General features: G+C 63.6%; 12 protein-coding genes. All 12 read left to right on the top strand.

What is annotated here, in order from left to right; all coding sequences use genetic code 11:
- The first annotated feature begins 3 nt into the window (after positions 1-3).
- The 12 genes from KW568_RS08710 to hemN all read left to right on the top strand — a co-directional run bounded on the left by KW568_RS08710 (position 4) and on the right by hemN (position 12,347).
- Positions 4-198, top strand: a complete 195-nt coding sequence (locus tag KW568_RS08710) for a cbb3-type cytochrome c oxidase subunit 3 (protein WP_003254282.1) — start codon at positions 4-6, stop codon at positions 196-198.
- Positions 195-1,136, top strand: coding sequence for a cytochrome-c oxidase, cbb3-type subunit III (ccoP, locus tag KW568_RS08705; protein WP_003254283.1), 942 nt, complete (start codon positions 195-197; stop codon positions 1,134-1,136). Before KW568_RS08710 ends, ccoP (KW568_RS08705) begins: the two co-directional genes overlap by 4 nt.
- Positions 1,137-1,887: 751 nt before the next feature.
- Positions 1,888-3,330 (top strand): cytochrome-c oxidase, cbb3-type subunit I, encoded by a 1,443-nt coding sequence (ccoN, locus tag KW568_RS08700; RefSeq protein ID WP_003254284.1) that lies wholly within the window; start codon positions 1,888-1,890, stop codon positions 3,328-3,330.
- A complete protein-coding gene (gene ccoO, locus KW568_RS08695) occupies positions 3,330-3,938 on the top strand; it encodes a cytochrome-c oxidase, cbb3-type subunit II (RefSeq protein ID WP_003254286.1) in 609 nt (202 codons plus the stop codon). The genes ccoN and ccoO overlap by 1 nt, the downstream gene beginning before the upstream one ends.
- Before the next feature lie 5 nt (positions 3,939-3,943).
- Positions 3,944-4,135 carry a CcoQ/FixQ family Cbb3-type cytochrome c oxidase assembly chaperone gene (locus tag KW568_RS08690; RefSeq protein ID WP_003254287.1) on the top strand — a complete coding sequence of 64 codons (192 nt, stop codon included), beginning with the start codon at positions 3,944-3,946 and terminating at the stop codon, positions 4,133-4,135.
- The gene (gene ccoP, locus KW568_RS08685) at positions 4,132-5,109 is read left to right on the top strand and encodes a cytochrome-c oxidase, cbb3-type subunit III (protein WP_003254289.1); all 978 of its coding nucleotides are present in this window, start codon (positions 4,132-4,134) and stop codon (positions 5,107-5,109) included. Before KW568_RS08690 ends, ccoP (KW568_RS08685) begins: the two co-directional genes overlap by 4 nt.
- A gap of 296 nt (positions 5,110-5,405) precedes the next feature.
- Complete coding sequence (gene ccoG, locus KW568_RS08680) at positions 5,406-6,821, top strand: cytochrome c oxidase accessory protein CcoG (RefSeq protein WP_004577070.1); 1,416 nt, start codon at positions 5,406-5,408, stop codon at positions 6,819-6,821.
- A 15-nt stretch (positions 6,822-6,836) separates the two neighbouring features.
- The gene (locus KW568_RS08675) at positions 6,837-7,364 is read left to right on the top strand and encodes a FixH family protein (RefSeq protein WP_003254292.1); all 528 of its coding nucleotides are present in this window, start codon (positions 6,837-6,839) and stop codon (positions 7,362-7,364) included.
- 151 nt (positions 7,365-7,515) lie between these two features.
- Positions 7,516-9,990 (top strand): heavy metal translocating P-type ATPase, encoded by a 2,475-nt coding sequence (locus KW568_RS08670; protein WP_004577071.1) that lies wholly within the window; start codon positions 7,516-7,518, stop codon positions 9,988-9,990.
- The gene (gene ccoS / locus KW568_RS08665; RefSeq protein WP_003254296.1) at positions 9,969-10,184 is read left to right on the top strand and encodes a cbb3-type cytochrome oxidase assembly protein CcoS; all 216 of its coding nucleotides are present in this window, start codon (positions 9,969-9,971) and stop codon (positions 10,182-10,184) included. Before KW568_RS08670 ends, ccoS begins: the two co-directional genes overlap by 22 nt.
- The gene (locus KW568_RS08660) at positions 10,141-10,860 is read left to right on the top strand and encodes a sulfite exporter TauE/SafE family protein (RefSeq protein WP_265181024.1); all 720 of its coding nucleotides are present in this window, start codon (positions 10,141-10,143) and stop codon (positions 10,858-10,860) included. Before ccoS ends, KW568_RS08660 begins: the two co-directional genes overlap by 44 nt.
- A gap of 104 nt (positions 10,861-10,964) precedes the next feature.
- Positions 10,965-12,347: an oxygen-independent coproporphyrinogen III oxidase gene (gene hemN / locus KW568_RS08655; RefSeq protein WP_003254299.1), complete on the top strand. Its 1,383-nt coding sequence runs from the start codon at positions 10,965-10,967 to the stop codon at positions 12,345-12,347.
- Positions 12,348-12,532: the final 185 nt, after the last annotated feature.

Raw genomic sequence — 12,532 nt, 5'->3', positions numbered from 1 at the left:
GCGATGGAAATGGACATCGGCATGATCCGCGGTGTGGGCACCCTGGTGGTGATGATTGCCTTTATCGGCCTCACCCTGTGGGTCTTCAACCGCCGCCGCGACCGTGATTTCGCCGAAGCGCGCCTGCTGCCCTTCGTCGACGACCGCCTGCCCCCTGCCGGGCAGGAGCCTGCTGCAAAAAGGAGTAACGGGCAATGACCACCTTCTGGAGTACGTACATCAGCGTACTGACCATCGGTAGCCTGATTGGCCTGACCTGGCTACTGCTCGCCACGCGCAAGGGCCAGAGCAACAACACCACCGACGAAACCATGGGCCACAGCTTCGACGGCATCGAGGAGTACGACAACCCGCTGCCCAAGTGGTGGTTCTGGCTGTTCGTGGGCACCTTGGCGTTCTCGGTCGGCTACCTGATCCTCTACCCGGGCCTGGGCAACTGGAAAGGCATCCTGCCGGGCTATGAAAATGGCTGGACTGGCGCCAACGAATGGCAGAAGGAAATGGACAAGGCCGATGCCAGGTTCGGTCCGATCTTCGCCAAATACGCCGCCATGCCCGTAGAAGAAGTGGCGAAGGACCCGCAGGCGCTGAAAATGGGCAGCCGCCTGTTCGCCTCCAACTGCTCGGTGTGCCACGGTTCCGACGCCAAGGGCGCCTTCGGCTTCCCCAACCTCACCGACAATGACTGGCGCTGGGGCGGCGATCCGGAAACCATCAAGACCACCATCATGAGCGGTCGCCATGGCGTGATGCCGGCCTGGGCCGAAGTGATCGGTGACCAGGGCGTGGCCGACGTGGCTGCGTTCGTGGTCAGCAAACTCGACGGCCGCACACTGCCTGAGGGGGCGAAGGCCAATGTGGAGAACGGGCAGAAGATCTTCGCAGCCAACTGCGTGGCCTGCCACGGGCCGGAAGGTAAAGGTACGCCTGCCATGGGCGCACCGAACCTGACCCACCCGCAGGCGTTCATCTATGGCTCGAGCTTTGCCCAGCTGCAGCAGACCATTCGTTATGGTCGTCAGGGACAAATGCCGGCGCAGGCCGAGATCCAAGGGAATGACAAGGTGCACCTGCTGGCGGCTTACGTGTATAGCCTGTCGCAGGGTGGTTCGGCTGAGACCGTGACGGCCAAGTGAGTTCGCCGAAAGGGATTTGCCAAGTGAGTCCGCCGAAAGGCATTTGCCGCCTGTGAGATCGAGCGCCGCCCGCGCGGCGCTTCGCGGGTAAACCCGCTCCTACGTTTGTTTCGGGCCAGTCCCTCCTGTGCCAGGCGCGCGCGACCGCCTTGTTTGTACGACGCGATATCGAGACATGCGCCAAGGCGGTCGCGCGCAAATCTCACAGGAATAATTGGCCCGAAACAAACGTAGGAGCGGGTTTACCCGCGAAGCGCCGCGCGGGCGGCGCTCGATTTCTGCCCCACCACAACACTCAAACCTTACACCCCCGCCCCACCACAACACCCAATCCTTACCCCCCCGCCCCACCACAACACCCAATCCTTACCCCCCCGCCCCCCATAACCCTCAAGCCTTACACTCCCCCGCCCACTACCAGCCTCAGTCCCCTTCCCTTGCACCCCCACCGAACAGAACTAAGCTTGTTGCCTCAGTGGGCTTCGCTCCGAAAGGACCGATGCAGACACGGCGCGTAGCCTGACGCCGCCCCGAAAAAGCTTGACCGATCGATCAGAAAAAGGTGAAAAACGGTACACATTACAAATATTTATTTGTGTACAATCGCCCAGACCCGATCCCTGCGGGACATCAGTGATCGGACCTGGACACGGGTCGGCGTACCAAAGTTGCGTTGCGGTAACCTTGCTGGTTATCAATACTGGCGCCGATTTTTCGACCAACAAGAACATCAAAACCGTGGAACCTTAGAATGAGCACAGCAATCAGTCCGACTGCTTATAACTATAAGGTCGTCCGCCAGTTCGCCATCATGACGGTGGTCTGGGGGATCCTTGGCATGGGCCTCGGCGTCTTCATCGCCTCGCAGCTGGTGTGGCCGCAGCTGAACCTGGACCTTCCCTGGACCAGCTTCGGCCGCCTGCGCCCGCTGCACACCAACCTGGTGATCTTTGCCTTCGGGGGCTGTGCGCTGTTCGGCACCAGCTACTACGTGGTGCAGCGCACCTGCCAGACCCGGCTGATCTCCGACAGCATGGCCGCCTTCACCTTCTGGGGTTGGCAAGCCGTGATCGTCGGCGCGCTGATCACCCTGCCGATGGGCTACACCACCACCAAGGAATACGCCGAGCTCGAGTGGCCGCTGGCGATCCTGCTGGCGATCGTCTGGGTTACCTACGGCCTGGTGTTCTTCGGCACCATCGTCAAGCGCAAGACCAAGCACATCTATGTCGGCAACTGGTTCTACGGTGCATTCATCGTGGTCACCGCGATGCTGCACATCGTCAACCACATCTCGCTGCCGGTGAGCCTGTTCAAGTCGTACTCGGCCTACTCCGGCGCCACCGACGCGATGATCCAGTGGTGGTACGGCCACAACGCCGTGGGCTTCTTCCTCACCACCGGTTTCCTGGGGATGATGTACTACTTCGTGCCCAAGCAGGCCGAGCGGCCGATCTACTCGTATCGCTTGTCGATCGTGCATTTCTGGGCGCTGATCACCCTGTACATCTGGGCTGGCCCGCACCACCTGCACTACACCGCCCTGCCTGACTGGGCGCAGTCGTTGGGCATGGTGATGTCGATCATCCTGCTGGCGCCAAGCTGGGGCGGCATGATCAACGGCATGATGACCCTGTCGGGCGCCTGGCACAAACTGCGCACCGACCCGATCCTGCGCTTCCTGGTGGTGTCGCTGGCGTTCTACGGCATGTCCACCTTCGAAGGCCCGATGATGGCCATCAAGACCGTGAACTCACTGTCGCACTACACCGACTGGACCATCGGCCACGTCCACGCCGGCGCCCTCGGCTGGGTGGCAATGATTTCGATCGGCGCCGTGTACCACATGATCCCGAAACTCTACGGCCGCGAGCAGATGCACAGCATCGGCCTGATCAACGCGCACTTCTGGCTGGCCACCATCGGCACCGTACTGTACATCGCCTCGATGTGGGTCAACGGCATCACCCAGGGCCTGATGTGGCGCGCCATCAACGATGACGGCACCCTCACCTACTCCTTCGTCGAAGCCCTGCAGGCCAGCCACCCCGGCTACATCGTCCGCGCCCTGGGCGGTGCGTTCTTCGCCAGCGGCATGCTGCTGATGGCCTACAACGTGTTCCGTACCGTACGTGCCGCCAACCCGGCACAGGCTGAAGAGGCCGCCAAGATCGTCGTTGTGGGAGCGCACTGATGAAGCATGAAGCCGTCGAGAAGAACATAGGCCTGCTGGCCTTCTTCATGGTCATCGCCGTGAGCGTCGGTGGCCTGACCCAGATCGTCCCGCTGTTTTTCCAGGACGTCACCAACAAGCCGGTCGAGGGCATGAAGCCGCGCACCGCGCTGGAGCTGGAAGGCCGCGATATCTACATCCGCGAAGGCTGCGTAGGCTGTCACTCGCAGATGATCCGCCCGTTCCGTGCCGAAACCGAGCGGTACGGCCATTACTCGGTAGCCGGTGAAAGCGTGTGGGATCACCCGTTCCTGTGGGGCTCCAAGCGTACCGGGCCGGACTTGGCCCGCGTCGGCGGCCGCTACTCCGATGACTGGCACCGTGCGCACCTGTACAACCCGCGCAACGTGGTACCGGAATCGAAGATGCCGTCCTACCCGTGGCTGGTCGAGAACAAGCTCGACGGCAAAGACACCGCGAAGAAGATGGAAGTGCTGCGCACACTCGGCACCCCGTACACCGACGCCGACATTGCTGGCGCACGTGACGCGGTCAAGGGCAAGACCGAAATGGACGCCATCGTCGCGTACCTGCAGGGTCTTGGCACCATCATCAAGAGCAAACGGTGACGCTGATGGATATCGGGATGATTCGCGGCCTGGGCACCGTCGTGGTGATGGTGGCCTTCGTGGGCCTGGCGCTGTGGGTGTTCAACCCACGGCGTAAAAAGGACTTCGACGAAGCGACCCAACTGCCCTTCGCGGATGACCCCGAGGCCACTCGGCACGTCGAGCAAGCAAAAGCTTCTGGGAGCAAACAACAATGACAACCTTCTGGAGTCTGTACGTTACCGTCCTGACCCTGGGCACCATCTTCTCGTTGACCTGGCTGCTGCTGTCGACCCGCAAGGGCCAGCGCGAAGAGGTTACCGACGAAACCGTCGGGCATGCCTTCGATGGCATCGAGGAATACGACAACCCGCTGCCGAAATGGTGGTTCTGGCTGTTCGTCGGCACCATCATCTTTGCCCTCGGCTACCTGGTGCTGTACCCGGGCCTGGGCAACTGGAAAGGCGTCCTGCCGGGCTATTCGTACCTGGATAACGACAAGCAGACCGAGTTTTCCAACGGCCAGCCGGGCTGGACCGGCGTGCACGAATGGGAAAAGGAAATGGCCAAGGCCGACGCCCGCTTCGGGCCGATCTTCGCCAAGTTCGCGGCGATGCCGATCGAAGACGTAGCCAAGGACCCACAGGCATTGAAAATGGGTGCGCGGCTGTTCGCCTCCAACTGTTCGGTGTGCCACGGCTCCGACGCCAAGGGCGCCTTCGGCTTCCCCAACCTGACCGACAACGACTGGCGCTGGGGCGGCGAACCGGACACCATCAAGACCACCATCATGGGCGGTCGCCATGGCGTGATGCCGGCCTGGGCCGAAGTGATCGGTGACCAGGGCGTGGCCGACGTGGCTGCATTCGTGGTCAGCAAACTCGATGGCCGCACACTGCCTGAGGGTGCGAAGGCCGATGTGGAGAACGGGCAGAAGATCTTCGCAGCCAACTGCGTGGCCTGCCACGGGCCGGAAGGCAAAGGCACGCCCGCCATGGGCGCACCGAACCTGACCCACCCGCAGGCGTTCATCTACGGCTCGAGCTTTGCCCAGTTGCAGCAGACTATCCGTTATGGCCGCCAGGGGCAGATGCCGGCCCAGGAACAGCTGCAGGGCAACGACAAGGTGCACTTGCTGGCAGCTTATGTGTACAGCCTGTCGCACCAGGCTGAGCCGGCCAAGGCTGAGTAAGGCAGGCCTGGCCTGTTCGCGGGTAAACCCGCTCCTACACAGGATCCTTGTAGGAGCGGGTTTACCCGCGAACAGGCCGGTACTGGCACAGCATTTCTCGCAGGCTGATGACCTGGATCAATTGACACCCGCCATAACACGTTTCATACCACGAACCCAACGCGACTAAAGGTCGCAGTGCGATCCCATACCGCCCTCAGCGGCGTATCATGGACCGCAGAGCGCTAGCAGATTGCGCGAGACTGCGGCCCGCACGCACAGGCCGCGGCGTTTCTCCACTGCCGTGGGACTTGATGATGAGCAAGCAAATTCCGGTACATGATGTCACCCCGCCTGCCAGCAAAGGGAAGGATTCCGTCGACCTCTACGCTTCCCGGGAAAAGATCTACACCCGCGCCTTCACCGGCCTGTTCCGTCGTCTGCGCATGGTCGGGGGTGCCGCACTGTTCCTGCTGTACTTCGGCACCGTGTGGCTGAACTGGGGAGGGCACCAGGCCGTGTGGTGGAACCTGCCCGAACGCAAGTTCTACATCTTCGGCGCCACCATCTGGCCGCAAGACTTCATCCTGCTCTCGGGCATTCTCATCGTCGCCGCCTTCGGCCTGTTCTTCATCACTGTGTTCGCCGGCCGGGTGTGGTGTGGCTACACCTGCCCGCAAAGCGTGTGGACCTGGATTTTCATGTGGTGCGAAAAGGTCACCGAGGGTGACCGCAACCAGCGCATGAAGCTCGACAAAGCCCCCATGAGCGGCAACAAGTTCCTGCGCAAATTCACCAAGCACAGCCTGTGGCTGCTGATCGGCTTTGTCACCGGCATGACCTTTGTCGGCTACTTTTCGCCGATCCGTGAGCTGGTGGTCGAATTCTTCACGGGCCAGGCCGATGGCTGGGCCTACTTCTGGGTCGGTTTCTTCACCCTCGCCACCTACGGCAACGCCGGCTGGCTGCGCGAACAGGTGTGTGTGTACATGTGCCCGTATGCACGTTTCCAGAGTGTGATGTTCGACAAGGACACACTGATCGTGTCCTACGACCCGCGCCGTGGCGAAACCCGCGGCCCGCGCAAGAAAGATACCGACTACAAAGCCCAGGGCCTGGGTGACTGCATCGACTGCACCATGTGCGTGCAGGTCTGCCCGACCGGCATCGACATCCGTGACGGCCTGCAAATCGAGTGCATCGGCTGCGCAGCCTGCATCGACGCCTGCGACAGCATCATGGACAAGATGAACTACCCCAAAGGGCTGATCAGCTACACCACCGAGCACAACCTGTCCGGGCAGAAGACCCACCTGCTGCGCCCGCGTCTGATCGGCTATGCCGTGGTACTGCTGGTGATGATGATCGGGCTGGCGACGGCCTTCGCCACCCGTTCGCTGGTCGGTTTCGACGTCAGCAAAGACCGCGTGCTGTACCGCGAAAACGCCCAGGGCCGGATCGAGAACGTGTACAGCCTGAAGGTAATGAACAAGGATCAGCGCGATCACGTCTACGTGCTGGACGCCGCCGGCCTGCCAGACCTCAAGCTCGAAGGCCAGCGCGAGATCCGCGTGGCCGCCGGTGACATCGTCAGCCTTCCCGTGCAGCTGTCGGTTGCCCCCGAGAAGCTGCCATCGACCACCAACGAAATCACCTTCATCCTCAAGAGCGCCGACGACAGCGACGCCCAGGTTGAAGCCAAGAGCCGTTTCATCGGCCCACAGATCCGCTAAGAGAGATAACGCACAATGCCTGCCGCCACCGCCGCCAGCCCTTGGTACAAGCACCTCTGGCCCTGGATCATCATCGGCATTCTCACCACCTCGGTGTGCCTGAGCCTGACCATGGTCAGCATCGCTGTGCACAACCCGGACAACCTGGTGAATGACAACTACTACGAGGCCGGCAAGGGCATCAACCGCTCGCTGGACCGCGAGCTGCTGGCGCAGCAGCTGGGCCTGAAAGCCAGCGTGCATCTGGACGAACTGACCGGCGAAGTGGACCTGCGCCTGACCGGTAGCAGTGGCCCGCAAAACCTGGAGCTGAACCTGATTTCGCCGACCCAGCCAGAGAAGGACCGCAAGGTGCTGCTGAGCCGTGTCGAAGCAGGGCGCTATGTGGGACAACTGGAGGACAAGGTCGACGGGCGGCGCTTTGTGGAACTGCTGGGCAGCGAAGGGGGCCAGGTCTGGCGCCTGTTCGAAGAGGAAAAAGTGGCGCATGGTGTGACCTTGCAGTTGGGTGACGAAGCCCTTCAAGGTGCCGAACACCAGTAATGATTCCTGGTATGAATGGGGGCGCTTTGCGCCCCTTTCGCGACGCAAGGCCGCTCCCACAGGAGAACGCATGCTTCTGTGGGGGCGGCCTTGCGTCGCGAAAGGGCGGCGAAGCAGCCCCGGCGATCTCACGACATAAGACTGTTCCAAAATGACCCAGCCCACCCCCTGCTACCACTGCGCCCTGCCCGTCCCGGCCGGCAGCCGCTTCACCGCCGTGGTCCTCGGCCAGCCGCGGCAGTTCTGCTGCCCCGGTTGCCAGGCGGTGGCTGAGTCGATCGTCGCGGGTGGCCTGGAACATTACTACCAGCACCGCAGCGACAACAGCGCCAACCCCGAAGCCCTGCCCAAGCAACTGCAGGACGAACTGGCCCTGTACGACCGCAGCGACGTGCAGCAAACCTTCGTCCGCCACCAGGGCGAGCTGGCCGAAACCACCTTGCTTGTCGAGGGCATCAGCTGCGCCGCCTGCGGCTGGCTGATCGAAAAGCACTTGCGCAACCTGCCCGGTGTCGCCGAAGCCCGGTTGAACCTGTCCAACCACCGCCTGGCGCTGAACTGGGACGACAAGCAGCTGCCGCTGTCGCGCCTGCTCGCCGAACTTCGCCAGATCGGCTACGCCGCCCACCCCTACCAGCCTGACCAGGCCGCCGAGCAATTGGCCCGGGAAAACCGCAGCGCCCTACGCCGCCTGGGCGTGGCCGGGCTGCTGTGGTTCCAGGCGATGATGGCGACCATGGCCACTTGGCCGGAATTCAACATCGACCTGACACCCGAGTTGCACACGATCCTGCGCTGGGTGGCGCTGTTCCTGACCATTCCCATCGTGTTCTACAGCTGCGCGCCCTTCTTCAAGGGCGCGGCGCGCGACTTGCGAACGCGCCACCTGACCATGGACGTTTCGGTGTCGCTGGCCATTGGCCTGGCGTTCGGCGCCGGCATCTGGACAGCCATCACTGGCAGCGGCGAGCTTTATTTCGACACGGTGGGCATGTTCGCCCTGTTCCTGCTGACCGGCCGCTACCTGGAGCGCCGCGCCCGCGAGCGCACAGCGGCGGCCACTGCGCAGCTGGTCAACCTGCTGCCAGCCTCATGCCTGCGCCTGGACGCCATCGGGCGCAGCGAACGCATCCTGCTCAGCGAGTTACAGTGCGGCGACACCGTGCAGGTGCTGCCCGGCGCGGTCATCCCTGCCGACGGGCGCATCGTCGAGGGCCGCTCCAGCGTCGACGAATCGCTGCTGACCGGCGAGTATCTGCCGCAACCACGCCGGGTGGGTGAGCGGGTCACTGGCGGTACGCTGAACGTCGAAAGCGCGCTGAATGTGGAAGTGGAAGCCCTCGGCCATGACTCACGCTTGTCGGCCATCGTCCGCCTGCTGGAACGCGCCCAGACTGAAAAACCGCGCCTGGCGGAAATTGCCGACCGCGCCTCGCAGTGGTTCCTGCTGTTCTCGCTGCTGGCCGCCGTTGCCATCGGCCTGTGGTGGTGGCACCTGGACCCGACAAGGGCGTTCTGGATCGTGCTGGCCATGCTCGTGGCCACCTGCCCTTGTGCCCTGTCTTTGGCTACGCCAACCGCACTGACCGCCGCCACCGGAACCCTGCACAAGCTTGGTCTGCTGGTCACCCGCGGCCACGTGCTGGAAGGCCTGAACCACATCGACACGGTGATTTTCGACAAGACCGGCACACTGACCGAAGGCCGCCTGACCTTGCGCAGCATCCGCCCGCTCGGCAGCCAGGCCGCCGACCGCTGCCTGGCCCTGGCCGCGGCGCTGGAAAACCGCTCCGAACACCCCATCGCTCGCGCCTTTGGTCGTACCGCCACGCCTGCCGATGACGTACAGAGCGTACCCGGCCTGGGCCTGGAGGGGCTGGTCGACGGCCAGCGCCTGCGCATTGGTCAGGCTACCTTCGTCTGCGCCTTGAGTGGTGCGGAAATCCCCGCTGTGCCCGAGCCTCGCGGCCAGTGGCTGCTGCTGGGCGACCGCCAGGGGCCACTGGCCTGGTTCGGCCTGGATGACCGCCTGCGCGACGATGCCCCGGCCCTGCTCGCTGCCTGCAAGGCGCGCGGCTGGCACACCCTGCTGCTGTCGGGCGACAGCTCGCCGATGGTTGCCGAAGTGGCCGCGCAGCTGGGTATCGAGCAGGCCATTGGCGGCCTGCGCCCGGATGACAAACTGGACCGCCTGAAAGCCCTGCAGGCTGACGGGCGCAAGGTGCTGATGCTCGGCGACGGGGTCAACGATGTACCGGTACTGGCCGCCGCCGATATCAGCATCGCCATGGGCAGCGCCACCGACCTGGCCAAGACCAGTGCCGACGCCGTCTTGCTGTCCAACCGCCTGCAAGCGCTGGTGCAGGCGTTCGAGCTGGCCCGCCGCACCCGCCGCAACATCCTCGAGAACCTGCTGTGGGCGACCCTGTATAATGGCCTGATGTTGCCGTTCGCCGCGCTCGGCTGGATCACGCCGGTGTGGGCCGCCATCGGCATGTCGGTCAGCTCGCTGATCGTGGTGCTCAATGCCTTGCGCCTGACCCGTATGCCAGTGGCCTCGGGCCCGCTGCCCCACGAAGCCCCTTTACCCGGGAGGAAGTCGCCATGCCCGCCCTCTATGTCATGATCCCGGCAGCCCTGCTGCTGGTCGGCGTGGCCGTGTACATCTTCTTCTGGGCGGTCGACAGCGGTCAGTACGATGACCTTGAAGGCCCCGCCCACAGCATCCTGTTCGACGATCAGGACCCGCGCCACCAGGCGGCAGTGAAGCTTGACGATGCCCCGGCCGACACCGACAAGGAACCACCGCCCCGTGCCTGACCTGCTTGCGCTGCTGGGCTCGGCACTGGTCCTTGGCCTGCTAGGGGGCGGTCACTGCCTGGGCATGTGCGGTGGCCTGATGGGCGCACTGACCTTGGCCATCCCCCCCGAACAACGCGGCAAGCGCCTGCGCCTGTTGCTGGCGTACAACCTGGGGCGCATTTTCAGCTATGCCTGCGCCGGCCTGTTGCTGGGCCTGGCCGGCTGGGCCGTGGCCAGCAGCCCGGCAGCGCTGGCGCTGCGGGTGGCTGCAGCGCTGCTGCTGATTGCCATGGGCCTGTACCTGGCCGGCTGGTGGAGCGGGCTGACCCGTATCGAGGCGCTGGGCCGCGGGTTGTGGCGGCATATCCAGCCGATGGCGTCGCGCTTGCTGCCGGTGTCCAGCCTGCCCCGGGCGTTGCTGCTGGGCGCCTTGTGGGGCTGGCTGCCGTGCGGTTTGGTGTACAGCACCCTGCTGTGGGCCGCCAGCCAGGGCAACGCCGGGTACAGCGCGGTATTGATGCTCGCGTTCGGGTTGGGCACCTGGCCGGTGTTGCTGGCAACCGGGCTGGCAGCCGAACGGGTAAACGCCCTGTTGCGGCGACGCAGCGTGCGCGTGGCGGGCGGTGTGCTGGTGATGCTATTCGGTGTCTGGACCCTGCCGGGCCCACACCAGCACTGGCTGATGGGGCATTGACGGGGCTGCAAAGCAGCCCCAATGCCCTTGATACAAATCAACACAGTTTCCTACAGACGGCCATAGACTCCGGTGCACTGCTGCTCTTTCCGGGGACTACCCTCATGCTCGACGACCTCCGTTGGGATACCGACCTGATCCGCCGCTACGATCTCGCCGGGCCACGCTACACCTCTTACCCAACCGCCGTGCAACTGCACAGCGAGGTGGGTTCGTTCGACCTGCTCAACGCCCTGCGCGAGAGCCGACGGGCCGTACGCCCGCTGTCGCTGTACGTGCATGTGCCGTTCTGCGCCAACATCTGCTACTACTGCGCCTGCAACAAGGTCATCACCAAAGACCGTGCGCGCGCCGCGCCCTACCTGCAGCGCCTGGAGCAGGAAATCCAGCTGATCGCCTGCCACCTGGACCCTAAACAACGTGTTGAACAGCTGCATTTTGGCGGCGGCACACCGACCTTCCTCAGCCATGTGGAACTGCGCCAGCTGATGGCCACCCTGCGCCAGCACTTCCACCTGCTGGACGACGATTCCGGCGACTACGGCATCGAGATCGACCCTCGCGAAGCCGACTGGTCGACCATGGGCCTGCTTCGCGAACTGGGCTTCAACCGCGTCAGCCTGGGTGTACAGGACCTCGACCCGGTCGTGCAGCGCGCGATCAACCGCCTGCAGAGCCTGGAGCAGACCCGCACCTTGATCGAGGCTGCGCGCACGCTGCAGTTTCGCTCGGTCAACCTCGACTTGATCTACGGCCTGCCCAAGCAAACCCCGGAAGGCTTTGCCCGCACCGTCGAAGAGGTGATCCGCCTGCAGCCCGACCGCCTGTCGGTGTTCAACTACGCTCACCTTCCCGAACGCTTCATGCCGCAACGGCGCATTGACAGCAACGATCTGCCCAGCGCGGCCGCCAAGCTGGAGATGCTGCACGCCACCATCGACCAACTGACCGCCGCCGGTTACCGCTACATCGGCATGGACCACTTCGCCCTGCCCGACGACGAACTGGCCATTGCCCAGGAAGAAGGCACCTTGCAGCGCAACTTCCAGGGCTACACCACCCACGGGCACTGCGACCTGATTGGCCTGGGCGTGTCGGCGATCAGCCAGATCGGCGACCTGTACTGCCAGAACAGCAGTGACCTCAACACCTACCAGGACAGCCTGTCCAACGCCCAGCTGGCCACCCAGCGCGGCTTGCTGTGCAACCACGACGACCGCATACGCCGGGCAGTGATCCAGCAACTGATCTGCCATTTCGAGCTGGATTTCGAACCCATCGAACAGGCTTTCACCCTGGATTTTCGCGGTTACTTCAACGACCTCTGGCCCGAGCTGCTGACCTTGCAGCGCGACGGCCTGATCAGCCTGGACGACAAGGGCATTCGCATCCTGCCCGCCGGCCGGCTGCTGGCGCGCTCGGTATGCATGGTATTCGACGCCTATCTGGCGATGCACAACCGCCAGCGCTTCTCGCGAGTGATCTGAAAAACAAGGCGTTCAACCGCATGGACAAGCTTCCTTGTCAGGCACACTATGAGCACACAAGGACTCCCGGCAGGCCACCTGCCGGGGTTTCGCCAGCGCGCACCATCACCGCGCACACTGGCCTACACCCTGTGTCGTGAGTTACCCTTACGACTTATGTGTGCTTTCCCACAAGGATCGATTCA

Origin of the sequence: Pseudomonas sp. HD6515 (assembly GCF_024971855.1) — a bacterium.
In the GTDB taxonomy this organism is placed as follows: Bacteria; Pseudomonadota; Gammaproteobacteria; order Pseudomonadales; family Pseudomonadaceae; genus Aquipseudomonas; species Aquipseudomonas alloputida.
The sequence above is the reverse complement of the archived record's forward strand: the minus strand, read 5'-3'. Positions and strand labels throughout refer to the sequence as shown.